Genomic DNA, 24482 nt, shown 5'->3' on the forward strand with positions numbered 1-24482 from the left:
TTCAGCGGTTTAAAACCGCTGCGGAAAGCCGTTTCAAAGCATCTTTCCCGTTTACCTGACCGGGAAAGTTTTATGCCCGTACGGCAAAAAACTAATTCTTTCTTACCCTATAGAATAGCATTAAGCGCCTGTCCTGTCAATAATTATCGGGCAAGTCATTTTCAATCAGCAGCACATCACCACGCCCGATTATTTCCCGCACTTTGGCAAAACCGGCAAAAACGTCTTTGACCACAAAAATTGCATCTTCCGGGAATCCGGCCGACAGAAGACCCTCCTTGATTTTTTCGGTTTTTTTGGCACCGACCAAAATCACCGCATCGGCGCAGTCAGCCATATGCCGCCCAAAGTCGAAATGTATCTGCTCATCCTCGCTCCCCAGTTCAACCATGCCGGGTGTCATAATAAACCTTTTTCCGCCCTCAAAGCTTTTTAAAACTTCCAGCGCATTATTGGCGCCAACCGGATTGGCATTAAAGGCATCATCCAAAATATAATAATCCCCCTGCGCCTTCAGTTCCAGCCGATGCTCCACCGGCTGAGTTTCCCGAATACCGATGTCAATCTTCTCCGGGGCAATGCCCAAATACAGCCCGGCGGCAATACCGGCCGTCAAATTGGAAATATTGTGCTGGCCCAGGAGCCGGGTCTGATAACTCCGGCTTTCGCCCCGATAAGTCACCGTAAACGATGAGCCCTGCACCGATACCCTGATATCCGAAATCCGGACATCTGCCTCTTCCGCTTCGCCGTAAGTCAGATAATTAACCGCCGGATAGCGCTCCATCCCCAGAACAATGTTGGCATCATCGGCATTGACAATCACCACTCCGCTCTTGCCGACCGCCTCGGCCAGCTCAAATTTAGTCGCAATCACCCGGTCAATCGTACCGAAAGTTTCCAAATGCTGCGGACCAACCGCGGTAATCACAGCGACCTGCGGCCGCACCAAATCGCAAATTTCCCTGATATCACCGGGCTGCTTGGCGCCCATTTCCGCCACAAAGGCCTCAACTTGACCGCTGAAATACTCACGCAGCGTCCGAACTACGCCTAAAGTGGTGTTATAGCTATGCGGTGTCACCAGCGTCAAATACTGCTGTTTTAATACGTTTTCCAAAACAAACTTGGTGCTGGTCTTGCCGTAACTGCCGGTAATGCCGATGCGGATAAGTTCCGGCTGCCCCGCCAAAATCGCCTGCGCCTGCCGGTAATATTTCTGCTTAAAATATTTTTCCAGCGGCATCAACATATAGTTAGCCGCCAGCGGCAGAAAATACGCTGCAAAAATAAATACAATTTTTGCTATTTCCGAGCCCATCCCCAAAGCCTCGGCCGGCCGCTGCCAAAACAACCGCAATATCCACCATAAAACAGCCTCGGTCAGCAAAAGCAGAAGCAGCATCGCGCCATACAGCCGATAAATCCGATGAGTATAAACCAAAGGCTTTTTGGCTCTTTCTCTATTTTTGAAGCGAAAAGCCAAAGAAATCAGCGCCCATAGAAAAAACACCAGTTTCAAAGGCCAAACGCCCACAATTCGTCCTTGCAGTCCTTGCAGCCCGAAAGCAGCTGCACCAAGCACTATCAGCCCCAATCGAAAGCCGATCGGAAACTTTCGACTCAGCATTTCCTTATTTTGTGCCTTCCAGCGCTGATAGCGCTCCGGAAAGTAAGAGTTCAGCTGAAAAATATGCAAATAATAGGTATAATCCCAAAAAAGCAACAGCGTCAAAAGCAACAGCGAGAGAAAATCCAATCCTTTTCCTATTATTTCATACATCTGTCTTTCCTCCCACAAAAGCATCCATAATCGCCAGGCAGCGATTCTTTTGCTCCAAAATCGCATAATGGCTCCCGCCCTCCAGCCGAATCAGCGCTCCGTCCCGCAAAAGCCCGGCCATTCGCTGCCCGTCCGCAATCGGCGTAGCAGTGTCCTCCGTTCCCCATAACAGAATGGTTGGTGCACTGATTTGGGCAATCTCGGCCGATAAGTCTTCGTTAATCACCTTAACCAATATTTTCCGCATCTGCGGGCTGGCCTGGCGGTAATCGGCCGATCCTGAACTTTTGCGTTTCTTTTCCAGCCAGTCGGGATAGAGCTTTTGGAGCGGGCTATGCCGGTAAACCCATTTCGCAGTTTTAAACCAGGATACCCGCAGGTAATACGACAGCGGCCGGCGCGGAACCAATCCGGCGCTGCCGGTTAAAATCATTTTTTCCGGAGGCATTTTTCCGGCCAGCGCCAGTAATACCCGGCCGCCGAAGGAATGGCCGAAAACAATCGGTCTGTCCGCGCCAAGCTCTGTCAGCAAACGCCCGATACAGGCCGCATAATCCTGAGTACCCCAAACGCTTTTCGGTTCCTCGCTTTGGCCAAAGCCCGGCAAATCCACGCTGATCACCCGAAAGCGATCGGAGAAATGGTCATGCATAAACTGAAACATTTCCTTATTGCAGCCCCAGCCGTGCAAAACCACCAATGCCTGTCCCTGTCCGGTTTCCCGGTAAGATATGGTTTGATTTTCAATTTGAATCGTCATAATTTTTTCCTTTTGTTATCTGATATAGGCCTCCGCCCATGATACAGGATTGCTTGACTAATGCCGCCCTCAATCCCCGCAAACTCGGCTTCTTTCTTCTTATCATACCTATTTTACCGAAAGCTGTCAATCTGATTTTTATCCTGTTCTTTTTCGGTTTACTGCCGACCGGCGGCGTAATTCCTCCGCCGCAAGACCTTGCTCTCTTGACAAGTCCTTTAAAAGTCTTTATACTGACTTAATACTATATTTCAACTTCCCCCCCCCCTCCCTGCCCCCTGGTCGAAACGCTTCGCGTTTCTGCCCGGGCGGGCAACCTGCCTGGTCGAAACGCTTCGCATTTCTGCCCGGGCGGGCAACCTGCCTGATCGAAATGCTTCGCGTTTCTGCCCGGGCGGGCAACCTGCCTGGTCGAAACGCTTCGCTTTCTGCCCGGGCGGGCGGTCTGCCTAAAAAAGGCGGTTCCGGTTTTGCAGAACATGGGAAAGTTGAGTAATACTTTATCAAGAAAGGAATTTTGATTATGGCACAGCTGATTATTCCGGAAAATTATTCTTCCTATATTAATTTAAAAGGAACGGAAAACGCCATCAAAGCGGTCAAAGATTATTTTGAAAATACCCTGGCCTATAAATTAAACTTGCAGCGGGTGTCCGCCCCGCTTTTCCTGCCGGCCGAAAGCGGTTTAAACGACAATTTAAGCGGTTCGGAAAAAGCCATTACTTTCACTGTCGGCAGCATCCCGAATAAGCCAATGGAGATCATTCACTCCCTGGCCAAATGGAAACGGATGGCGCTGGGGCGCTATCATTATGAAACCGGCGAAGGTCTTTATACCGATATGAATGCCCTGCGCACCTTTGAGGAACTGGATAATCTGCATTCGGTTTATGTCGATCAATGGGACTGGGAAAAAATTATCGCGCCCGAGGATTGTAATTTTAAGTTTTTAAAGAAAACGGTAGAAACGATCTACGATGTATTTAAAGATACCGAACTTTTTATTTCGCACCGCTATCCCAAAATCAAACCGATCCTGCCGGAAAAAATTCACTTTATCTCCACTCAGGAATTAGAAGATAAATATCCGCAGTTGAGTCCGAAGGAACGGGAAAACCGGATTTGTCGTAAATACGGCGCTGTTTTCGTGCATCAGATCGGCGATGTTTTAGCTTCCGGTCAAAAGCATGACGGCCGCTCACCGGACTATGATGATTGGACCTTAAACGGGGATATCCTCCTCTGGTCACCAATCATTGAAACGGCAGTGGAACTTTCTTCGATGGGGATTCGGGTCAATCCGGAAAAGCTGAAGCAACAGCTGAAAAAAGCAGGCTGTGAGGACCGTTTGCAGCTGGATTTCCATAAAAAACTGGCGGCCGGTGAATTGCCGCAGACAATGGGCGGCGGTATCGGTCAGTCCCGAATCTGTATGTTTTTCCTGCGCAAAGCTCATATTGGCGAAGTTCAAAGCAGCCTGTGGCCGGAAGACATGGTTAAAATATTATCTGAGCATCAGATTACATTGCTGTAAACTATATGGTCTATCGTGCCGATACATTAATTATAAAAGGATGCGCCGCTTTTTTGTTTCCGTTTTTCAAAGCCGGTATCCCGGCAGCAGAAACAATGACGGCGCATCTATCACGAAAAAGGAGCTTTGCCGTTTGTGCTAAAAATTGTTATTTCCCTCGGGAGAACATTTTCTTTAAACAGCATAAAAAATAAAAATGAACAATACAAAAAGCACAATGCTTACCCAATTTAAAAACTTCATCCTCCTTCGAACCATTTATTCCAAAATAATCATTACCTATGCGGTTTTTGCTGTGGTTATTTTATTTTTTGTAAATTTGACGGTAACCGCGACCATCACCCGTTTGGTAGAAGATTTAATTGCCAAACGATTAGTGGCTGATATCCACTATATTGAGGATTTGATCAATCACGATTCCCAATCGGAATGGGCCATCAAAGATGGTTCTATTTATTTCGGTGATGTCCTGATTGGTGACGGCACCGAAGAAAAGGCCAATTTAGCGCCTTTTTTAGAGCATGAAAAAAATACCAAGACCTTGGCCTATGTTTTTATTTTGGATAAGGATGCCAAACTCGGCTATGTACCCGCCACCGGCAGCGCCGAGGGCTATGAGGAAGGCCATTATCTGCGGGTGGCCGGCGGCTGCAGGCGCAAATCCAGGCGCGAGCCATCAAACATGAATATTCGCCGGCTGCCGAAACAGTCACCATCACACAGGGGATATGCTTTGACCTGTTTATGCCGTACCACGGCATCGACGACTATCTGCTGTATGCCGACCGGGCGCTTTATGACATGAAAAAGATTTCCCGGAATAATTATCGGATTGTTTCGGTTGACGACACCGCATCATAAGACGGAGCCACTTCAACCTCCACATGAAAGATGCCTAAAATATTCTGTTTTGTCAACACCTCCGCAGGCTCTCCTTCAAAAATTACCTTGCCATGATATCCATATGGCAAGGTGATTTTACAGTGTCAAATATTATAAAAAATTTCAAACAATCTTTTCACATCGATCATTTCAACTCACAAATGGATACGCGATTCTTCCCTTCCGATTTGGAACGATAGAGCTCCTCATCCGCCAGCCGCATCAATTCCGAACGTTGCAGATTACAATCGGAAAACGCAATGCCAATGCTCACAGTCACACAACCATACTCCGACAAACGATGAGCAATCTTTAAATTGAAAATATCCCGACAAATCGATTCTCCCAGCTTTATATAATCTTCCTTATTTAATCCCGTACACGCACCGATGAACTCCTCTCCGCCGAAACGAGCGGACAGCCCGTTTACACGATCCATATTTTCGCGAATAATCCTGGCAACTGCTTTTAATACTTCATCTCCTTGCAAATGTCCATAAGTGTCATTATACATCTTAAAGTTGTCAATATCCATCATCAGCATGCCTGCGCTTTCTCCGCTTTCTTGGACATGTTCCAATAATTTACTGATGCGTATATCAAAATCCCTTCGACTGCTGATCTGGGTCAATCCATCCAAAGAGGAGATCCGCTCCAGCTTCTCGTTCGCCGTTTTCAGTTCCGCCTGTGTCTTAAGGTGAGATTGAATCTCTTCTTCCAACGTCCATGAGCGAACAGCATTATTCAACGCAATCGAAAGATACGGTGCCAATTCTTCCAAAAAAGAAATATGCTCCTCCGAATAGATGCCCTCTGAACGGTCTTGAATGGAACACAACCCGATCAGCTTATCCCCGACATTCAACGGCATGTAAATTGCCGACTGCATCTCCGTCTTTTTTTGAATACTTAATTCTCGTTTCAAAAAGTCGGCATAAGAAGCATCCGCCGTCGAAATCAACCGGTTTTTTCGATAACACTCGGTAAAAAAGCCGTGAGAAGCATTCATATCGATGCAAAAGTTCGTTTCCAGTACCCCATCCTGATAATACGCCACCGATCGAATGATCTCTTTCTCCGGTTCCGTCACCATGAGAATAAAGACATCGATCGGCAGGTGCATACGGATGATATTGTAAATGGAAGCCACAACCTCGTCAAGATTCAGTGAAGCGGTCATTTTTCTCCCTAATTCATTGATCAATTCGATCCTGTCATACGCCTCTTGCAGGGAATTCTTATTACGAATCGCTTCCTGTGCAATCAACTGCAGCTCCGTATTTTTCGTCATCACCGCCTGAACCTCTTCCGTATTAAGGAGAAGATTTTCCACAAGCAGAAGAGACTCGCACTGACGTCTTCGGACATCCTCCGCATCCTGCTCCATAAATTCAATATACTCTTCCGACAGTTCGTGAAAACGTTCCTGATTTCCAATATGCTTATAATAGTTCCGAAGTCCCATGCATGCATAGGCATTGGCCCATCCGCGCTCACACTTTTGCAGAGATTCAAATTCCAACAGTTCTTTGGCATAAAAGTCATAATCCAGTTGAAATTGATTGCATAGCTCAAGGAAATTCCCCAAAACGACCAACCGATAAAGCGAATTCTCATTGCCGATCATTTCGATCAATCGATAATATAAACTCTTTGCCTCATCATATTGCTCAACATAAAAAAAGTAGTACATTCTTGCCGAATAATAGGCAATCCTTGTCTCATGGCTGACCAGTTCGAAGTCTACACGATTAATTTTCTCAAATATATCCGGCACTTCTTCCAATCGCTGAAGCCGACATAAAATCTTGAGCAAATTACTCCAATACAGTACAATCTTGGAATAGTATCTCGGCTGTTCAACGCCGCCGCTCTCTAAAGTCTCAATTGCCTTCCTAAAATAATAATACGTCTTATCATTCTGTTTAAAATTATCATAAAGCATAGCGATATTATTATATGCTATCGAAGTCATTGCAATGAGACCATGCTCTTTTTCATTCCGAACAACATTGTGATAACACTCTAGCCCTCGCTCATACAGCCCTTCCGCCACATATGCCGTTCCCAATAAATTCCAGTTTGTAGACACCAGCTGCCACATTTGCAATGCCGTCGTGCGTTCGATCAACTCAATGCACAGCGGAATGGCTTTTTTCGTTTCGCTGAAAATCCCGAATAATAAAGCACTGGCTGTATCGATGGAGGCTCTGAATTGAAAATCATCCTGATAGCGTTGTTCCTCTTTCAAAATATCCAACAACTCCCGCCCCTGAGACGGTGCCGCCATGACATCCGTAATCAAATGTTGATATAATTCTTCAACATTCATTTCAACATAATTTTTACTGACCATCCCACACCTCATATCAAAATCAACCTTAAATTCATTGCTTCCTTAAAACTTTGTTATTATGTAAAATTATTATGCTGCAATCCGAATGATGACAAAACATGTTTTAAAAATCCGACATATCCTCTTTTGAAAACCAACACAGCTTCTATCGCTGCTATCCATGAAAGGAAGTTTTACCAATCTTGTGAATATATGACTATATAGCAATGTGTCTATATTACCATAATTCTTTCTCTTTTTCAATAGTTAAACGAAAAGACAAAGCATGAATAATAAAAGGATCTTTTGGAAAAACATATTTACAGCCTTTTGCGCAAATGTTATAATATTACCAGATAGCAATTATTCACTAAGGAGGAATGTATGAGCAAAATTATCGTGATTGGGGCTAACCATGCCGGTACGGCTGCGATTCGGACAATGCTGACTTTAAATAAGGATAATCAGGTTGTGGTCTTTGACCAAAACTCCAATATCAGCTTCCTGGGCTGCGGCATGGCGCTGTGGATCGGCGGCCAAATTGACAGCGGTGACGGACTTTTTTATTCCAATAAAACCGAACTGGAAAGCATGGGCGCAACTGTCCACATGGAAACACCGGTTGACCGGATCGATTTCGAGAAAAAAATTGTTTATGCGACCGGTAAGGACGGTCACAAATATGAAGAAAGCTATGATAAACTGGTGCTGGCAACCGGTTCGCTCCCCATTCTGCCCAATATTCCGGGCAAGGAGCTGGAAAACGTTCAGCAAGTTAAGTTGTATCAACACGCTCAAACCGTCATCGAAAAATTAAAAAATCCTGATATCAAGCATGTAACCGTGGTCGGTGCCGGTTATATCGGAGTTGAACTGGCAGAAGCGTTTGAACGCCATAATAAAAAAGTAACTTTGATTGACGTTTTGGAAAGCACGCTCGGCACCTATTATGACAAGGAGTTCACGGCTTTAATGGACGAAAACCTGAAAAAGCACGGAGTTGAATTAGCCCTGGGTGAAAAAGTCGTCGAAATCAAGGGTCAGGGCAAGGTACAAAGTGTTGTCACCGATAAGCGGGAAATCGCAACCGATATGGTTGTCCTGTGCATTGGTTTCCGCCCGAATACCGACCTGGCTAAAGATACGCTCAAGACCTTCCGCAACGGCGCTTATCTGGTAAACCGCAAACAGGAAACCTCGGTACCCGATGTTTATGCCATCGGTGACTGTGCAACGGTTTTTGATAACTCGATTCAGGATTCCAACTATATCGCTCTGGCTACTAATTCCGTTCGTTCCGGCTTAGTAGCGGCTTATAATATTTCCGGTCTGCCGGTAGAAAGCATCGGCGTACAGGGCTCAAACGGAATTTCCATTTACGGCCTGAACATGGTATCGACCGGCTTATCGGTGCGCAAAGCCGAAATGCTGGGGCTGGAAGTGGAATATACCGATTTTAAGGATTTGCAAAAACCGGAATTTATGGATCCGGCCAAGCATAACAATCCGGAAGTCCAAATTCGGATTGTATATGATAAGAAAAGCCGGGTAGTTTTGGGAGCGCAAATGGCTTCTACCTATGATTTGTCAATGGGCATTCATATGTTCTCTCTGGCCATTCAGGAACATGTAACCATTGACCGGATTAAGCTGCTGGATATCTTCTTCCTGCCTCACTTCAACAAGCCGTATAACTATATCACCATGGCGGCTCTGGGCGCGAAATAATAAAACCGGTGGCCGTCTGACAGCAGGCACTGCCTGTTTGCAGTTCCGGCAAATCATTTAAAAACAGCGAAAAAGGACTGAATCCTGTCTACAGAGCTCAGTCCTTTTCCTATTTCACGAATTCGCCAAAACCAATCTGGCCGCAGCTCCCGGCCGGTCATATTTAAATATTACTCGCCAACAATCTAAAGCCCGGTAATATCTTAGCGTGTCGCCCGATGATATTCTAAAGTATTGCCCGGCAATAATCCACAGTTTAGTTTTCAGCCAACCGGTTTAAAACTGCGTCAATATCCTCATTTATGCAAATCGCCCTTTCCTCCATCTCTTCCGGTGCAAAGGCTTCGCCCAAATTAACACAGGCGTACTTTGCCTGCGGCTGCTGCGCCGTCATCTTCCAAAAACTGTATTTAATAATACCAGGCGTATTCATGCCCGTACCCAATTCCCAAAACAGTATCCTTTTGTCCTTGTTTTGCTGTAAAAACGCAAGGTAACTTTCCGATGCCCGCTCCCAGCCCTTGTCCTGGACAAAGGTATCGTCAGCCCGCAGATTCATGCTCATCGGCCGGCCGCATTTGGGGCAATGAGGAATCAAAGCAGACGGCACTGTCATTTTCGGCGCGCTCCCGGCCGGCAGCAGCAAATCACCGTTTTCACCTGTCGTAAAGCCCTGGGCTTTCACCATTTGCCGAATCGTTTCTGCATTATCATAAGTTGCCAGGTGACAGGGCTGACTGCACTGAAATAAGCCGTAATCGCCCTGGGTATAAAACAGGCGCCGCTTGTCAAAGCCCGCTTTTTGGAACTGATGATCGACATTAGTGGTAATGACAAAGGAATCCTTATCCCGGACTAATGCCAAGAGTTTATCATAAACCGGCTTCGGTGCCGCCGTATAACGGTTGATGTAAATATACCGGCTCCAATACGCCCAATGCTCCTCTAAACTGTCATACGGATAAAACCCGCCGGAATACATATCGGTAAACGGATACTTCGCGGCAAAATCGCCGAAGTACCTATCAAAGCGCGCACCGCTGTAGGTAAACCCGGCAGAAGTGGACAAACCCGCTCCGGCACCGATGACAATGACTTCCGCCTGATTTAATTCTTCCTTCAATCGTTTGATACTTTCTTCTTTCTGCTGTTTTTTGGTTATTTTTCCGCTGAACATATTTTTCCCACTTTCTGGTTGCTTGGTTTTATTATTCTTGACTCCCTTTTCCCTGCCTCAGCGCCGCGGGTTCGGCCCAATCGAGAAAATTATGCCAAGCAGAATGCCACAGGCGTTCTGCGAACAGCACAAGCGAAAAGACGAAGTCTTTTTCGCGAACAAGAACTCCCGATATTTTCGCGGCCGAGACTTCTTTTTGCTTTTATGCTTCGGTCAGACCCGCGCTGACCGCGTAAACCGTGTCCTTTTCATAGGCGATCGCGTATAAAGTGTCCTCCGCTATGATCATCTGCTGGGATACCGGTATTTGATACGGACCAAACTCAATCGTTTTAAATAAAGCGCCGTCTTGGCGACGCAATAAAACAGGCTTATGTTTCTCACCGGACAGTACGACATACTCTTTGTAAAAGATAAAGTTGGAGGTGCCTTTGCTGTTATAACTATAGACTATATTGCCGTCCGCCAGATTCACCGCAAAAAACCTACCGCCGTTGCCATCGGTCCCCAAATAGAGGATGCCGTTTTCTGCTTTTACTTCTGTATATAAGTAAGCGCCAAGCCTGGTTTTCCACATGATTTGCCCGGAGCGGCGGTTCCGGCAGGCCATGATAAAAGGCGAATGCATATAGACTTCCAAGTCCCCAAACGGATAAACCTTGCTGTCATTGTATATTTGCGCAATCGGCTCCGGCGACTGCCCGATTTCCGTTAACTTGGTATCGGACACCGCGATCAGTCGGGCAATGCTTTCCGTAAAGCCCTTGTATCGTTTGGTATTTAAAATAAACTTACCGCCCTCCTGATACAGCTCCGCGTCGGAAGCGGAAACAAACCCCGGCTGATCAAGACAGAGATGCGCTTGGCTATGTTCCTTAAAATCCCGGGAGAACATATCCAGCAAAATATAGTTTGGCTGTCTTTTATCCTCGGCCGGCTGTTCCTCGCTGACAAAGCCATACGCGCTGTGCAGCACCGCGATTTTTTCGCCTATTGGATAAATGCCGATCATATTATGTCCCCGAAACGGAACGCCTTCTAATTGTAATGGATACGCTCGCATAATCTTACCTTTCCGCCTTCTGCTTTCGCATTTTGCCGCTCATACCGTAATTTCAATTTGATTGCCCTCCAGCGCGATGATGCCGCTTTCATAATACCCATCGCCGGTTGTCCGCGGCCCGCTGAGTACTTGATAGCCGTCCGCCTCCAACCGCGCCGTCAACGCGTCTACTTTTTCTTTGCTGCCGACGCTGAACGCAATGTGGGCATAGCCCGTCCGGACAAGCTCTTTCGGTTGATCCATCATCCCCGGCCGATTCATGATCTCCAGCCGGGCGCCGTCATCAAACGTCAGAAAATAAGAGCGAAATCCGGTTCGTACATTGTGATACCCATCATTTGATACGGCTCCAAAATATTTCATAAAAAAGTCCCGGACAGCTGCTAAGTCATTTACATACAGCGCAATGTGCTCGATTTTCATAAGTGTCTCCTTAAAATTTATATGCCTAAGCTCTGTAACCATTTCTCAATAACCTCTACGGATATATTCGATGAAAGCATCCGTTGATCTTCATAATTTTCATCACATAATACTACTTCTTTTTCCTTTTTAAAAAACATCCTTAGCCATGCAATAAATCTTGCATAATCATAAATTCTATTATTTGAGTTAAAATAGTCTATGGCAAATGTGCATCGTTTTCTGTCTATTCTTAATTCAAACTGATATTGATCAGAATAATTTTCCCAACAAATATCGTATGATAATGAGTTGCTAAACTCAATTCTTGTTCCCGGATATTTCTTTTCAATATCCCTATTGAATTTTTCCATATCAAAATCACTGTTTTCTGTTTCTTCTAAGTGAATAAAACTTGTTACAGACATTTCCAACTCCTATATATCACTTTCTAAATCCACTTAAGCCCATTCACATCTTTCAAAGCAAAAGTGCTCCCATCATAGTCATTTTTTAATACCACTTCTTTTTCCTTAACCGATATATCGTTGTACCAATGTTCCAAGCTGGCGTATTTCCCTGTATGAATATTGATGATTGCACTTGTTATCGGATCCCAGGTTTGTTTTTTAACTGTTTCTGCCAGCAAATAATAGGCATCTAAAAATATCAAATTTCTGCCATACATCCAAAAGGGAAGTTCAATTCCAAGTATCGGAAGTCTGGCCGAAAAAATCTCGTCTCCCTGCGGCGGCTCTGTTTCATACCGTAATTCTATCTCACTTCCAAAATAGGCAATGATTGCACCTTCATAATCTATGCGTAACGGGATTCCTTCTTCGGCTATGTAAAATTTCATCTCATTCATTCTGCATTACTCCATCCAATTTAAAATATTATCTAGGAGTCACTTTATCAATTCAGCAAGTTCAGCATCGGACAGCATATTGTTCTTATATAGCTTTTTCAGCAGATTGTCATTGAAGTTTTTCGAATAATAATCTTCTGCAAACTCCTTAAATCTTTCGTATGTATCGAAAGCATAACTTAGCAGCCAACGTCCGCCGTCGTTTCCTTTAACGGGATTCTGATGAAGCGTACCGTCATACCAGATAACGAAAGTAGAATACGCTCTTTCTTTTTCCGAGAACAGTCTTAACAGCTTGGGATCAAGTCCTTTATACATCTCATCCATTATATTCCGGTTCCATTCTTCGGCTGCAAACTGATTTAGACTGTTTTCATGTGCAAAACCTTTGATAACTACCGCATCCTGTGTAAATATTACATGCAGCGTATCACCGGCACCGTTATCGACAACATATCCGACTTCCGTGTCGGTTTCCGATTTTCTGATAAGCCGCAAATAGTCTTCATCAGGACCTGTCAAAGCATTATCCAAAACATATAGCGCCTCAAGCTTTCCATGCATATTGTTCCAATCCATGTATTTCATGTTATTCTCCACTGTTATTTAATAAGACGATATAACTGTCAAAAGTTATTTTTAGGATTTTATGTCACAACATATTGTGCGAAACGATCTATTTTTATCTATATATTGCAAGCAAGGAACATAAACACGACTTTTGACACCCACATCATAAAACTGGGATTTGAAGCGCGCAAGCGTAAATGAATGCGACCGCGCAGCGGGCATATTCATTTCGCGGCGCTTCACCGGCAGACGGAGAGCACGAAGTGCGGCAAATGCGAAGCATTTGGTCTGCTGGTGAAAAAATCCCCGATAAATTCTAAGTTATCTATTCCTCTGCAATTCTCCACTTTAAAAAATTTGCTACGATATAGGTATCTGCCGGTTCATGAATAGAATTATCTATTTTGCCAACGTGAAACAAATCCGTGTCCGACCATATTATTACTCTTTGCCGGTTTCCGGGCAGTAAATTGTCGTGAAAAGCCAAATGGGCATTCAAAATATCACATGAATAATTATCTTGCCAGCCAACCAGATGCATCTGACGCAAGCCTAAAAACTGAAGTTCTATCGTTTTCGGTCTCCATTGGCGTTGAAATTTGACAGATAATATCCTTTCTTCTGCACCGCCGAAAAGCATTGCCATATCATCATCGACAAAAACTCCACTCTTAAAATTAAGCGACACAATACAAGCGTCATGAAAGTGACCATAAACAGACATTAACAAATCAATATCTTCTTGCGTTCTTATATCGTGCCAAGTATTCATAACTTCGCCTCCACAAACTGGAATTTATGAAATCCTTTTTATTCAATAGAGCCATATTCAGGACAGTCATGGCACCATTTTAGTAGTGAATTCCGTACCACAATTCAATCATCTTAACTATTCACCCTAATCATGTATTCCAAGGCTATTTACAACTTCCTAAAACATTCTCAAACTGCCGTCCTGTTTTTACAACGCATCATCTATTTCAACAATTTCATACTCAGGCTCATCGTCCGGATCATATGGATAATCTCCAGGATTGCTCATCTCAAGAATTTCCCCTCCGGTATGATAGCAACTAACTAGATACAGTGCATATTCTTCAGCCTCCTCATATGAATCGAAGATCTCATCCTCTTCTTCACCCTCAAAAATAATCTTGTATTTTTCCATAATATCCTCCTTTTTTTACAAGTTATCATTTCCACAACTTCTAATTTACCAAGTTTCTCAATTATATCACTTTAATTTCATAAATATCGTGTATTCAAATCCGGCTTGTTTAGCAAACTTCTCTTTTACCCGATGAGTTTCGGCAAAACCTAAACTTTTATAAAGTTCAATTTTGTTATTTGCTGCATCAAGCATAAAACAAGGATAATCTTTTGGGATTATAAACTCGGACACATTGAAAGCTGTCCAGACGCTTAAAACCGCTTCCGAACTGTTCGATTGACTTATATAAAAGATTTTGGCAATCCTGACATTACGGATTTTATAAATCATACACGGCGACGATTTCATTGCCGCACATTTCTCCGTTCTCGAAAAAACCATACTTAAGGTAAATTGCTCTTGCTCGGGTATTTTCCGGTTCATACGACAGCCAGACCTGTTTCGCCTCGCCAAACGGAAATGTACGAATCAAACGAATCACAGCGTCAATTGTCTGCTTTCCCAGACCACGCCCCTGATATTTCCTATCAATCATCAGTCTCCACAAGCTGTAGTTCTCCTTGATCAAACGGCTTTCCTCTTCGTTGCCAACCGTTCCTTTGCCGATCATAACAAAGCCAATCAGGGCGTCATCGTCATATACCGCCAGCGGTAAAGCGTGATTCCCTTCGTTTCTCGTTGCGTATGCTTCCGCCAGACTTTGTATGTTTTCCGCGACGAAATCTTTTTGTTCTTCGTATGGCTCCAATGCGCAAACTTTCCAAATATTTTTATTGGTAATTTCATCAAATCTAATCATATACTCTCCCCCAACTTCCCGTTTATCGAAAAACTATTCCCCATCCGAGTTCAGAATACCGCTGTAAATCTCCCTGTCCTCGTCCTTAAACACATTAAAAATTACCTTGTCTATCTGCCCCGGGCTTTCCGCCAGCCACTTGCTGACGGTAGATACCGCTATCTCGGCCGCCCTTTTATTCGGGAACATAAACACGCCGGTGGAAATACAGCAGAAAGCCACCGTTTTCAGCCTGTTTTCCGCGCACATGGCAAGTGTATTTTGGTAACAGTCCGCCAGTTCTTTTTCGTGCTCGGCCGTAAGCTCGCCGCCTACAATCGGCCCGACGATATGGATAACCTTTTTGGCCGGTAAATTATAGGCATCGGTCAACATCGGAACGGCTGTCGGCTGCTGATAATTCATTCCGTATTTATTCCGCAGCAGTTTCATCAGCCGGGCACAGGCCAACCTTAATTGAACCCCGGCAAAGGTATGGATCGCATTGTCAATGCAAAGGTGGCACGGCGCAAAACAGCCCAGCATTTGGCTGTTGGCGGCATTAACAATCGCATCCGCCCGCAGTGTCGTAATATCTCCCTGCCAAAGATAAATATTTTCCCGAACCGGCCGGAGAGCCGCCAGGTCGGTAATCCCCTTTTTTTCAATTTCCGCCTGCAAATATTCATCCTGTACCCGTAAAAAATCCTGATCAGCCGCTTTCGGCTCCCTGACATTCAGCAAGGAGCGCAATAAAATCCATTGTTCTTCTTCTGTTTCCGGCATCATCCTGTTTTTATAATCTTCCCTTTCCGCCAATAATCTCTGAATTAGATATTCTCTCCGCTCTTGCTGGTTCATTGCGTCCTTCCTTTCTGATCTCAACTAAGCTTAACTAAGGCCGCTCGCCAAAGCTGAGGCCGCCCTGATAAGTATTTGAAAACAGGCTTTGACACTGATAGTCCCAAAGCCTGTTTTGTTTACACTTCCTTCGCTAACAGTTCCCGCATTCCTGTGTGCAAGTCCGCAACAGAATATTTTTTCATTTCATTTTCCATCGCCTCCTGAATTGCCTTTAACTTGCCGTCAAGAAGTCCATGTATATTTCTGCCCACGGGGCAATTCGGGTTCGGTGCTTCGTGAAAATGAAACAGTTCCCCATTTTCAACCGACTCCATCGCCTGGTAGACATCAAAGAATGTTATATCGGTCAGCGCTCTTGCAGGCGCGATACCGCCTGTTCCCCTGGCAACAGTAATCAGTCCCGCCCGCTTAAGCTTTGTCAATATGTTTCTGATAACGACCGGATTCGTATTGATGCTTGCTGCCAGAAAATCGCTGGTAATCTTGTATTTGCCCTTAAATATATCCGCACAGGCGAAAATATGCAGGGCAACGGTAAATCTGCTTGATATCTGCATAATATCTTCCTCCCGGAGATATTTTATACCATTTTCTTTGCAAATTCAATGATTGCCTTAAAATTTGCCGTTCTGATTTTGCCAGGTATCTTCTGCCGCAATTGTCTCCATAACATCCCAGTGTTCCGCAATCTTGCCGTTTTCTACTCGAAACAGGTCATAGTAAGAAGTCGGTGCACCGCCAAAGGTTCCCTCACTCACCGCCAGCGCGTAGTCTCCATCTGCAAGTACAAAATATGTCTTATTATATATCATCCGGATTCCCTGTTTCCCCAGCGCTTCAAGAGCTGCACCCAATCCCGAAAGCCCGTCTGCAATGCTGATGTTGTGCTGAATATACTTATCACCGTCAAAGTACGATGTAAGCTTGTCCGGATTTTCGCCCCGCAGAATATCTCCTACAAAACTTGCGACAATATTTCTTGTTTCTTCCTTATCAATATCTTTCTTTTCAAGGGTGCCGTCCACCTGAGTATGTCCCGAAGGATTGGGTTCAGCTTTGGCCGCAAGGTTATCCCAGTGCTCCGCAATCTTACCATTCGCATCAAAGCGGAAAATGTCAAAAGCAACCTGCTCACCCATGCCCGCAAAGTTATATACCGTCTGCAAAAATACCTTATCGCCGTCTGCAAAGGCTCTGATGTTCTGCACTGTGGTTTTTACCGGAGCAGAACCAAGATACGCCACACTTTTCGTAAACGCCTCCGCGCCTGTGCCATAAGCCAGATTATGCTGAATGTATCCCTCGGCTAAAAGCTTCTTAGCTGTTTTGGTATCTCCGGTGGCAAATGTGTTAATCAGGGCCAATGCTTTTTCTTTGTTTGTCATAATTGTATCCTCCTTAGAATATGTGTTTGGGTTTGATGTAATCGTCATTGTTTCATCCGATGAGGACACTATACCATAGGCTTGATGTAATGTCAATAGTTACATCAAAATAATTTCATTTTTTTACACAAATACCCCGTCACTCTTATGACGAGGCTAATTTGCTCATTTCTTTGTTTTTTGAGTATACGACAATGGAAAAAAATGATTTATTAAATCCTTTCTGGTTTTGGGGGTAAAAATCAAGGGCTGCTTAAAAAGCAGCCCCTTTTCCTATTTCACGGATTTGGCAAAAAAAAGTCTTTCTGATTATAATGGTTACACCTGCCGGTTTTGGATATTTACATAATGTCAATTTTCCAGCCAGGCAATATCCCGCCGGAAACTTTTGCCCTCGAAATGAATCTGCTCGGCAAGCTGATATGCTTTTTGCCGGGCATCTTTTAGCGTCGCTCCGCAGGCAGCGGCAACCAGTACCCGGCCGCCGGCCGTAATCATCTGTTGCTGCCGGTTTCGAGCCACCCCGCCATAAAAAATCATTTCCGCTTTAGCCGCCGCCGGAACGGTAATTTCTTTCCCTTTTTCATAATCTTCCGGGTAGCCTCCGGACGTTAAAACTACACCGACACAGGCTTCCTGCCGCCATTGCAGCCTGATTTCCGATAAGCGCTGCCGGCAAACGGCGGTCAACACCTGCCCTAAGGGCGAACACAGCCGCGGCAGCAGCACCTCCGTTTCCGGGTCGCCGAAACGGACATTGAATTCCAAAACCTTTACGCCCGCCGCAGTCAGCATCAAACCGATAAACAAAATTCCCCGAAAGTTCATGTTTTCGGCTTGCAGGCCGCGCAGCACCGGTTTTAAAATCTGCTCGTCAATTTCTTTTTGCACCGCCGCATCCTGCAAAACCGGATTAGGCGAAAAGCAGCCCATGCCACCGGTATTTAAGCCCTGGTCACCGTCCAGCGCCCGCTTATAATCTCTGGCGCTTTCCAGCGGCAAAATCGTCTGCCCGTCCACCAGACAAATCAGCGACGCCTCGGTGCCGCTTAAAAACTCCTCGATTACGACTCTGCTGCCGGCCTGACCAAACTTTTTGTCCTGCATCATCTGGGTCAAGCCCAGCGCCGCTTCTGCCTCGGACGCCGCAATCAAAACCCCCTTGCCGGCCGCCAGACCGTCTGCTTTCAGCACTACCGGATATGACCGATTTTTCAGCGCCGATACAGCCTCTTCCAGCGAATCATACACCGCGTAATCAGCAGTCGGAATCCGGTATTTTTTCATAAATTCCTTGGCAAAGGCTTTGCTCCCTTCCAGTCTGGCCGCTGCCTGATCCGGGCCGACAATCGCCAGCCCCCGCCGCTGAAACTGATCCACAATCCCTTCCACCAGAGGCTGCTCCGGTCCGACAATGGTTAAATCAATCTGATTTTGTTCAGCAAAATCTGCTGCCGCCGTCAGATCATCAATCGCAATCGCCACATTTTCGGCAATCTCATCCGTTCCGCCATTACCCGGCAGGCAAAAGAGCTGCGCTGCCGGTTCGTCCTGCCGCAGTTTCCATAAAATCGCGCTTTCTCTCGCCCCATTGCCAATCACTAAGTATTTCATTTTTTGATTCCTTTCGATTTTTTATCCTGATACACGAGAAAATTGGTATTAGTGCCGGAAATGCCGGATTTCCGTAAATATCATGGCAATCTGATGCCGGTTGCACATATCAATCGAATCCTGATCCCGGGTTGACCCGCCGGGCTGAATAATCGCCGTAATTCCCACCCGGGCAGCCGCTTCTACGCAGTCGGCAAAGGGGAAAAAGGCATCGGAGGCCAGCACTGCACCTTTTAAGATTTCGCCGCCCAAAGCCTCCCGGCAATGCTCAATCGCCTGCTCCGCCGCCCAAATCCGGTTGACCTGCCCTGTCCCTAAACCAAGCGACTGACTGCCCCTAGCAATGGCAATGCCGTTACTCTTAACATATTTGACCAGCTTCCAAGCAAAGCGCAAATCTTCCATTTCCTGAGCCGATGGCTGCCGCTCCGTCACGCAGCGCAGCTTTTCCGGCCATAAATCCTCGTCATCCCGCTCCTGTATCAGCAAACCGCCGCTGACCTTGCGCAGGTCATAGCCGCCCTTGTTTTTTTGCGCCAATTCCGGCAGTACCAGCAGGCGAATATTTTTCTTGGCGGATAAAATTTCCAGTGCTTCCGGGCTAAAACCGGGTGCCAGCACAATCTCAATAAAAATCTTATGAATCTCGGCGGCCGTGGCAGCGTCAATTTCCCGGTTAGCGACAATAATTCCGCCAAAAATCGACTTAGGGTCAGCCAAATAGGCCTTTTGATAGGCTTTTGAAATTGTCGCGCCGCTCCCCACTCCGCAGGGATTACTGTGCTTGCAGGCCACCACCGTCGGCTGATCAAACTCCTTGCATAGTTCCAGCGCTCCATTTGCGTCATTGATATTGTTATACGACAGTTCCTTGCCGTGCAGCTGCTCCGCTCCGGTCAAAAGCCCTTTTTCGGCGGTAATATCCTGATAATAGGCCGCCGTTTGGTGCGGGTTTTCTCCATAGCGCAGATTCTGCTTTTTTTCAAAGGTCAGAGTCAGCGTTTCCGGATACTGCCGGCCGGTCTTTTCATTTAAATATCCGGCAATCAGCGCGTCATAATTGGCCGTATGGGTAAAAACCTTGGCCGCCAGATAAAAATTAAATTCCGGCGCCGCCTTGCCCTGCCTGAGTTGTTCAATCAATGCCCCGTAATCGGCCGGATCAACCACCACCGACACATCCTGATAATTTTTAGCCGCCGCCCGCAGCATCGACGGCCCGCCGATATCAATATTTTCAATTGCTTCCGCCAGTTCTGCCTCCGACCGTAAAATAGTCTGCTTAAACGGATACAAATTAACAATGACCGCATCAATCGGCTCAATCTTTAAATCCGCCAACTGCCGCATATGCTCCGGATTATTCCGGCAGGCCAAAAGTCCGGCATGAATATGCGGGTGCAGCGTTTTGACCCGACCATCCAAACATTCGGGAAAGCCCGTTATCTCGGCCGCATCCGTCACCGGAATCTGCCCCTCGCGCAGCGTTTTGGCCGTTCCGCCGGTAGAAATTATCTCAAAGCCTAAACTCACCAATTCCCTTGCTAAATAGGTAATACCAGTCTTATCCGAAACACTGATCAGCGCTCTTTTTCCCATTTTTTCCCTCTTTTCTTGGCTCACTCAGTTTCCCCTGCCGGGCGGGATGCCGTAGGTCTTCCGCAACCCGCTCCGTAAAATGACTGTTTTATCAAACACAGGAAAGCTCCGTTATTAATGTATGTTCCGTAAAATATCGCTCATCGCCACGATTTCATCTTCCTCTTTTTCCTCGGCCGGCCGCAGTTTTTCGGCCAGCTCCGCCGTCGCCTTGACCAGCAGCCGATGTTCGACCGCCAGCACCTTTTGCTGCAAGCTCTCCGGTGTTTCATCCGCCGCTACCTTTACCCGTTCCTGATAAAGTACCGGCCCGGTGTCCGTTCCCTCATCCACAAAATGCACTGTCGCACCGCTCTCGGTATCGCCCGCCGCCAGCACCGCCTCATGCACCTTCAGCCCATAGTAGCCCTTGCCGCAATGCCGCGGCAGGAGCGAGGGATGAATGTTTAAAATCCGATTGGGGAAAATGTCAATCCAAGGCTTCGTCAATATCCGCAAATAGCCGGCCAGCACCACAAAATCAGCCTTCGCTTCCAGCACCATGCGCAGCAGCGCCAAATGGTACTCCTGCCGGTTCGGGTATTCCTTGGGATCGACAAAAAACGCCGGTATACCTGCCTTTTCCGCTCTGATCAGACCATATGCATCGGCTCTGTCCGACAGCACCAGCACGATCTCGGCAATCCCTTTGGCATGGACTTCATCAATTAAAGCCTGTAAATTAGAACCATTCCCTGAAATTAAAACAGCAAATCTGGTTCGCATAATCTTACCCCATCCTCTCCGGCAATGACCCGACCAATAGCATAAGTCGCCCAGCCCCTTTGATTCAAGTCATTTTTAATCGCTTCCGCGTCCGCCTCTGCCACCGCTGCAACCAAACCAATTCCCATGTTAAAAGTATGATACATCGCATCCCAGTCCAAATCTCCCCATTCCTGCAAGCGGTTAAAAACTTCCGGCAGAGGATACGATGCTTTTTGAATTTCAGCCGTTAAACCGGACGGCAGCATCCGGGGAATATTTTCATAAAATCCGCCGCCGGTGATATGAGCCAACCCTTTTAACCTATTTTTGCCGAAAAACGGCGCCACCGCCTGATAATAAATTTTGGTCGGCTCCAGCAAGACTTCCCCCACTGTCTGCTTGTCGTTTAATTTTTGACTAAGGGCAATCCCTTTCTGCTCCAATATTTTGCGCACCAGCGAAAAACCATTGCTGTGCAAACCCGACGAAGCCAGCCCCAACAGGACATCGCCCGCCTGAATACTGCTGCCGTCAATGGCCCTGGCCCGGTCGACAATGCCCACGCAAAAACCGGCCACATCATAATCGCCCGGCGCATAAAAGCCCGGCATCTCCGCCGTTTCTCCGCCTATCAGCGCCATTTCAGCCTGCCGGCAGCCGTCAGCCACCCCGGCCACAATTGCTTCGACCTGCTCCGGCCGGAGTTTACCGGTGGCAATATAATCCAAAAAGAACAGGGGTTTCGCCCCTTGGCACAAAATATCATTCGCACACATTGCCACACAGTCAATCCCAATGCTGTCATGCTTATTCATATCAATCGCCAGCTTTAATTTAGTGCCGACTCCGTCCGTTCCGGCAACCAGCACCGGTTTTTCCATCGTTTTGGCCATTTCAATTGAAAACAACCCGCCAAAGCCGCCCAAATCTCCAATTACTTCCGGTGTCAAGGTTGACCGGACATGTTTTTTCATCCGCTTAACCGCTTCATAACCGGCGTGAATGTCGACGCCGGCCTCTTTATAATCCAGTTTTGCCATCTTTTCTCCTTCTACCGCTTGGTCTGATTTTTAAGTTCTTCCGGTATTTCTATGGGATATTCGCCGTTAAAGCAATCCAGATTCAGGCTTTCCTTAGGAATCCCGATTGCTTCCACCAAACCGTCAATACTTAAATACTTTAAGCTGTCCGCACCGATCATTTCACAAATTTCTTCCGTACTGTAATTCGCCCCCAACAGCTCACTGATGACCGGCGTATCAATCCCGAAATAAGTCGGATATTTAATCGGCGGAGAGCTGATCCGAAAATGAATCTCTCTGGCTCCGGCATCCCGTAAAATCTTAATAATCCGCCGGCTGGTCGTTCCCCGGACAATGGAATCGTCAATCAGCACGATTCGCTTATCTCTGACCGCCTCTTTTAAAACACTCAGCTTTAAAAAGACCGCCTGCTCCCGCATTTCCTGCGTCGGCTCAATAAAAGTCCGACCCATATATTTATTTTTAATCAGACCGGCATCATAGGGAATCCCGGACTGCTCCGCGTAGCCCAGCGCCGCCGCAATTCCTGAATCCGGTACAGCCACGACAATATCGGCTTTTACGTCATCGGATTTGGCCAGCAGCCGGCCGGCATTTTTTCGGGTTTCATAAACGCTCTTGCCGTCAATCACCGAGTCCGGCCGGGCAAAATAAACATATTCAAAGCTGCAATGCGCAAGTCTTTGGTTCTCGGCATAGCGAACAGACTCTATCCCCTGATCATTGATAATCACCATTTCCCCGGGCAAAATGTCCCGAACAAACTCCGCTCCGACAATATCCAAAGCGACCGTTTCCGAGGCCAGCATATAACCGTCCCAGAGCCTGCCCAAAACCAGCGGCCGAATCCCGTGCGGATCGCGGATACCGATGAGATTGCCCTCGCACAGCATGGTGAAAGCATACGCTCCCTGAATTCGGTCTAAGGTTTTTAAAATCGCTTCTTTATAACCGGCCTTGTAGTTTTTGGCAATCAGGCTCAATACCACTTCCGAATCGATCGTCGTTTGAAAAATCGCCCCATCTTCTTCCAGTTCCCGCCGGATCTGGTAGGCATTGACTAAATTGCCGTTATGAGCCAGCGCAATACTGCCGCCCCGGTAATTGATCACCAACGGCTGGGCATTCACAATCTGGCTGTCACCGCCGGCTGCATAGCGGACATGACCGATACCGGTATTCCCGCTTAAACTCTGTAACATCTGCCGGGAAAAAACCTCCCGAACCAGCCCCATATCCTTATAGCTTTGCATTTGGCCGTCCCGCAGCAACGCTATCCCGGCGCTTTCCTGCCCCCGGTGCTGCAGCGCCAGCAGCGCCAAAACAATCATATCCGCCACATTCTTGTGGGCATGAATCCCGACCACGCCGCAGGCCTCTTTCAGTTTGTCCTGCACATATTCTCTTTCACTAAAAACTTCTTCTTTTTTCATGGCTGCAATGCTCCGCATTTCTGAGCCGAATTTTCCTGACCGCGCCATGCATTCCGGCAGTCGAAAAGTCCCGCTCCAAACAAGTGTTAAATCCGATGCCGGCTCGCCGGCAGGAGATTTATCATCAGTTAGTAACTCAACTTTCCCATGTTCGTCAGAATAGTCTTTTTTCGTGAGACCGCCCGCCCGGGCAGAAGTGCGCAGCACTTCGATCAGGGGAAAGTTTAGTTAATAAAACTCTTTAAAGATAACTGTCCTTTAAAACTTTCTCGCGCATTTCCGCTTTAAACGCCAGTAGCCGCGGTTTCAATTCCGGATATTTTAAACTCAAAATCTCGGCCGCTAAGATGCCGGCATTTTCCGCACCGTTAATCGCCACCGTCGCTACCGGTACGCCGGACGGCATCTGCACCATAGAAAGCAAGGAATCCAGGCCGTCCATCGTAGAAGATTTAACCGGCAGCCCAATCACCGGCAAAATCGTAACCGCCGCCAGCACTCCCGGCAAATGCGCCGCTTTACCGGCGGCGGCAATCAGCAAATCAATTCCGTTTTCCTCCGCCGCCCGGGCATAAGCCAAGGCTTCATCCGGCGTCCGATGCGCCGACAGCACCCTCACTTCATACTCAATTCCAAACCGTTCCAGCATTTGCCAAACCTTTTCCACCACCGGCAAATCCGACCGGCTGCCCATAATAACCGCTGCTTTCATTGCTCCTCCTATCGTATATCATACTATTACACCG

General features: G+C 46.6%; 24 protein-coding genes and 1 pseudogene. 3 read left to right on the forward strand and 22 right to left on the reverse strand.

Going from position 1 to position 24482, the window contains the following annotated elements; genetic code table 11:
* Positions 1-136 precede the first annotated feature (136 nt).
* Both C3V36_12245 and C3V36_12250 read right to left on the reverse strand, forming a co-directional pair.
* Positions 137-1849, reverse strand: coding sequence for a hypothetical protein (locus C3V36_12245; protein AVM69945.1), 1713 nt, complete (start codon positions 1847-1849; stop codon positions 137-139).
* The gene (locus tag C3V36_12250) at positions 1776-2543 is read right to left on the reverse strand and encodes an alpha/beta hydrolase (GenBank protein AVM69946.1); all 768 of its coding nucleotides are present in this window, start codon (positions 2541-2543) and stop codon (positions 1776-1778) included. The genes C3V36_12245 and C3V36_12250 overlap by 74 nt, the downstream gene beginning before the upstream one ends.
* Positions 2544-3066: 523 nt before the next feature.
* On the opposite strand from C3V36_12250, the gene C3V36_12255 reads away from it, so the two are divergent.
* On the forward strand, positions 3067-4077 hold the full coding sequence (locus tag C3V36_12255; protein ID AVM69947.1) for an aspartate--ammonia ligase: 1011 nt from the start codon (positions 3067-3069) through the stop codon (positions 4075-4077).
* Between the two features lie 196 nt (positions 4078-4273).
* The gene (locus C3V36_12260; GenBank protein AVM69948.1) at positions 4274-4882 is read left to right on the forward strand and encodes a hypothetical protein; all 609 of its coding nucleotides are present in this window, start codon (positions 4274-4276) and stop codon (positions 4880-4882) included.
* A gap of 222 nt (positions 4883-5104) precedes the next feature.
* On the opposite strand, the gene C3V36_12265 is transcribed toward C3V36_12260, so the two are convergent.
* The gene (locus C3V36_12265; protein AVM69949.1) at positions 5105-7327 is read right to left on the reverse strand and encodes a hypothetical protein; all 2223 of its coding nucleotides are present in this window, start codon (positions 7325-7327) and stop codon (positions 5105-5107) included.
* Between the two features lie 351 nt (positions 7328-7678).
* On the opposite strand from C3V36_12265, the gene C3V36_12270 reads away from it, so the two are divergent.
* Entirely contained in the window at positions 7679-9022 is a 1344-nt protein-coding gene (locus C3V36_12270; protein AVM69950.1) for an NADH oxidase, read from the forward strand.
* A gap of 256 nt (positions 9023-9278) precedes the next feature.
* Here C3V36_12270 and C3V36_12275 read toward each other — a convergent pair whose 3' ends face one another.
* The 19 genes and pseudogenes from C3V36_12275 to purE form a co-directional block, all read right to left on the reverse strand.
* Complete coding sequence (locus C3V36_12275) at positions 9279-10199, reverse strand: Sir2 silent information regulator family NAD-dependent deacetylase (GenBank protein AVM69951.1); 921 nt, start codon at positions 10197-10199, stop codon at positions 9279-9281.
* A gap of 202 nt (positions 10200-10401) precedes the next feature.
* On the reverse strand, positions 10402-11265 hold the full coding sequence (locus C3V36_12280; GenBank protein ID AVM69952.1) for a hypothetical protein: 864 nt from the start codon (positions 11263-11265) through the stop codon (positions 10402-10404).
* A gap of 36 nt (positions 11266-11301) precedes the next feature.
* Positions 11302-11685, reverse strand: coding sequence for a glyoxalase (locus C3V36_12285; protein ID AVM69953.1), 384 nt, complete (start codon positions 11683-11685; stop codon positions 11302-11304).
* A gap of 17 nt (positions 11686-11702) precedes the next feature.
* Positions 11703-12092 (reverse strand): hypothetical protein, encoded by a 390-nt coding sequence (locus tag C3V36_12290; GenBank protein AVM69954.1) that lies wholly within the window; start codon positions 12090-12092, stop codon positions 11703-11705.
* A 23-nt stretch (positions 12093-12115) separates the two neighbouring features.
* Positions 12116-12523 (reverse strand): hypothetical protein, encoded by a 408-nt coding sequence (locus C3V36_12295; GenBank protein ID AVM70547.1) that lies wholly within the window; start codon positions 12521-12523, stop codon positions 12116-12118.
* Between the two features lie 48 nt (positions 12524-12571).
* Positions 12572-13120: a hypothetical protein gene (locus C3V36_12300; GenBank protein ID AVM69955.1), complete on the reverse strand. Its 549-nt coding sequence runs from the start codon at positions 13118-13120 to the stop codon at positions 12572-12574.
* Between the two features lie 307 nt (positions 13121-13427).
* Entirely contained in the window at positions 13428-13874 is a 447-nt protein-coding gene (locus C3V36_12305; GenBank protein AVM69956.1) for a hypothetical protein, read from the reverse strand.
* 189 nt (positions 13875-14063) lie between these two features.
* Positions 14064-14270, reverse strand: a complete 207-nt coding sequence (locus C3V36_12310) for a hypothetical protein (GenBank protein ID AVM69957.1) — start codon at positions 14268-14270, stop codon at positions 14064-14066.
* A gap of 66 nt (positions 14271-14336) precedes the next feature.
* A pseudogene (locus tag C3V36_12315) lies at positions 14337-14483 on the reverse strand (GNAT family N-acetyltransferase).
* Between the two features lie 109 nt (positions 14484-14592).
* On the reverse strand, positions 14593-15072 hold the full coding sequence (locus C3V36_12320; GenBank protein AVM69958.1) for an N-acetyltransferase: 480 nt from the start codon (positions 15070-15072) through the stop codon (positions 14593-14595).
* Positions 15073-15105: 33 nt separating this feature from the next.
* The gene (locus tag C3V36_12325) at positions 15106-15912 is read right to left on the reverse strand and encodes a macro domain protein (protein AVM69959.1); all 807 of its coding nucleotides are present in this window, start codon (positions 15910-15912) and stop codon (positions 15106-15108) included.
* Between the two features lie 119 nt (positions 15913-16031).
* Positions 16032-16472, reverse strand: a complete 441-nt coding sequence (locus C3V36_12330) for a transcriptional regulator (protein ID AVM69960.1) — start codon at positions 16470-16472, stop codon at positions 16032-16034.
* A gap of 57 nt (positions 16473-16529) precedes the next feature.
* Positions 16530-17300 (reverse strand): hypothetical protein, encoded by a 771-nt coding sequence (locus C3V36_12335; protein AVM69961.1) that lies wholly within the window; start codon positions 17298-17300, stop codon positions 16530-16532.
* 351 nt (positions 17301-17651) lie between these two features.
* Positions 17652-18914: a phosphoribosylamine--glycine ligase gene (locus C3V36_12340; protein ID AVM69962.1), complete on the reverse strand. Its 1263-nt coding sequence runs from the start codon at positions 18912-18914 to the stop codon at positions 17652-17654.
* Positions 18915-18962: 48 nt separating this feature from the next.
* Positions 18963-20513 (reverse strand): bifunctional phosphoribosylaminoimidazolecarboxamide formyltransferase/inosine monophosphate cyclohydrolase, encoded by a 1551-nt coding sequence (gene purH / locus C3V36_12345; protein ID AVM70548.1) that lies wholly within the window; start codon positions 20511-20513, stop codon positions 18963-18965.
* Positions 20514-20627: 114 nt separating this feature from the next.
* Positions 20628-21278, reverse strand: coding sequence for a phosphoribosylglycinamide formyltransferase (locus tag C3V36_12350; GenBank protein ID AVM69963.1), 651 nt, complete (start codon positions 21276-21278; stop codon positions 20628-20630).
* A complete protein-coding gene (locus C3V36_12355) occupies positions 21254-22300 on the reverse strand; it encodes a phosphoribosylformylglycinamidine cyclo-ligase (GenBank protein AVM69964.1) in 1047 nt (348 codons plus the stop codon). Before C3V36_12355 ends, C3V36_12350 begins: the two co-directional genes overlap by 25 nt.
* Before the next feature lie 11 nt (positions 22301-22311).
* Positions 22312-23736: an amidophosphoribosyltransferase gene (locus tag C3V36_12360; GenBank protein AVM70549.1), complete on the reverse strand. Its 1425-nt coding sequence runs from the start codon at positions 23734-23736 to the stop codon at positions 22312-22314.
* A gap of 241 nt (positions 23737-23977) precedes the next feature.
* Positions 23978-24448 (reverse strand): 5-(carboxyamino)imidazole ribonucleotide mutase, encoded by a 471-nt coding sequence (gene purE, locus C3V36_12365; GenBank protein AVM69965.1) that lies wholly within the window; start codon positions 24446-24448, stop codon positions 23978-23980.
* Positions 24449-24482 lie beyond the last annotated feature (34 nt).

The sequence above is a fragment of the Lachnospiraceae bacterium oral taxon 500 genome (assembly GCA_002999035.1).
In the GTDB taxonomy this organism is placed as follows: Bacteria; Bacillota; Clostridia; order Lachnospirales; family Vallitaleaceae; genus W11650.

What these genes read in the sequence shown, in the direction of transcription:
- C3V36_12285 (AVM69953.1), bottom strand. Translation starts at nt 11,685, where the DNA reads ATGAAAATCGAGCACATTGCGCTGTATGTAAATGACTTAGCAGCTGTC.
- C3V36_12350 (AVM69963.1), bottom strand. Translation starts at nt 21,278, where the DNA reads ATGCGAACCAGATTTGCTGTTTTAATTTCAGGGAATGGTTCTAATTTA.
- C3V36_12270 (AVM69950.1), top strand. Translation starts at nt 7,679, where the DNA reads ATGAGCAAAATTATCGTGATTGGGGCTAACCATGCCGGTACGGCTGCG.
- C3V36_12330 (AVM69960.1), bottom strand. Translation starts at nt 16,472, where the DNA reads ATGCAGATATCAAGCAGATTTACCGTTGCCCTGCATATTTTCGCCTGT.
- C3V36_12320 (AVM69958.1), bottom strand. Translation starts at nt 15,072, where the DNA reads ATGATTAGATTTGATGAAATTACCAATAAAAATATTTGGAAAGTTTGC.
- C3V36_12355 (AVM69964.1), bottom strand. Translation starts at nt 22,300, where the DNA reads ATGGCAAAACTGGATTATAAAGAGGCCGGCGTCGACATTCACGCCGGT.
- C3V36_12290 (AVM69954.1), bottom strand. Translation starts at nt 12,092, where the DNA reads ATGTCTGTAACAAGTTTTATTCACTTAGAAGAAACAGAAAACAGTGAT.
- C3V36_12305 (AVM69956.1), bottom strand. Translation starts at nt 13,874, where the DNA reads ATGAATACTTGGCACGATATAAGAACGCAAGAAGATATTGATTTGTTA.
- C3V36_12265 (AVM69949.1), bottom strand. Translation starts at nt 7,327, where the DNA reads ATGAGGTGTGGGATGGTCAGTAAAAATTATGTTGAAATGAATGTTGAA.
- C3V36_12255 (AVM69947.1), top strand. Translation starts at nt 3,067, where the DNA reads ATGGCACAGCTGATTATTCCGGAAAATTATTCTTCCTATATTAATTTA.
- C3V36_12275 (AVM69951.1), bottom strand. Translation starts at nt 10,199, where the DNA reads ATGTTCAGCGGAAAAATAACCAAAAAACAGCAGAAAGAAGAAAGTATC.
- C3V36_12310 (AVM69957.1), bottom strand. Translation starts at nt 14,270, where the DNA reads ATGGAAAAATACAAGATTATTTTTGAGGGTGAAGAAGAGGATGAGATC.
- C3V36_12260 (AVM69948.1), top strand. Translation starts at nt 4,274, where the DNA reads ATGAACAATACAAAAAGCACAATGCTTACCCAATTTAAAAACTTCATC.
- C3V36_12250 (AVM69946.1), bottom strand. Translation starts at nt 2,543, where the DNA reads ATGACGATTCAAATTGAAAATCAAACCATATCTTACCGGGAAACCGGA.
- C3V36_12245 (AVM69945.1), bottom strand. Translation starts at nt 1,849, where the DNA reads ATGCGATTTTGGAGCAAAAGAATCGCTGCCTGGCGATTATGGATGCTT.
- purE (AVM69965.1), bottom strand. Translation starts at nt 24,448, where the DNA reads ATGAAAGCAGCGGTTATTATGGGCAGCCGGTCGGATTTGCCGGTGGTG.
- C3V36_12340 (AVM69962.1), bottom strand. Translation starts at nt 18,914, where the DNA reads ATGAAATACTTAGTGATTGGCAATGGGGCGAGAGAAAGCGCGATTTTA.
- C3V36_12360 (AVM70549.1), bottom strand. Translation starts at nt 23,736, where the DNA reads ATGAAAAAAGAAGAAGTTTTTAGTGAAAGAGAATATGTGCAGGACAAA.
- C3V36_12295 (AVM70547.1), bottom strand. Translation starts at nt 12,523, where the DNA reads ATGAAATTTTACATAGCCGAAGAAGGAATCCCGTTACGCATAGATTAT.
- purH (AVM70548.1), bottom strand. Translation starts at nt 20,513, where the DNA reads ATGGGAAAAAGAGCGCTGATCAGTGTTTCGGATAAGACTGGTATTACC.
- C3V36_12335 (AVM69961.1), bottom strand. Translation starts at nt 17,300, where the DNA reads ATGACAAACAAAGAAAAAGCATTGGCCCTGATTAACACATTTGCCACC.
- C3V36_12325 (AVM69959.1), bottom strand. Translation starts at nt 15,912, where the DNA reads ATGAACCAGCAAGAGCGGAGAGAATATCTAATTCAGAGATTATTGGCG.
- C3V36_12300 (AVM69955.1), bottom strand. Translation starts at nt 13,120, where the DNA reads ATGAAATACATGGATTGGAACAATATGCATGGAAAGCTTGAGGCGCTA.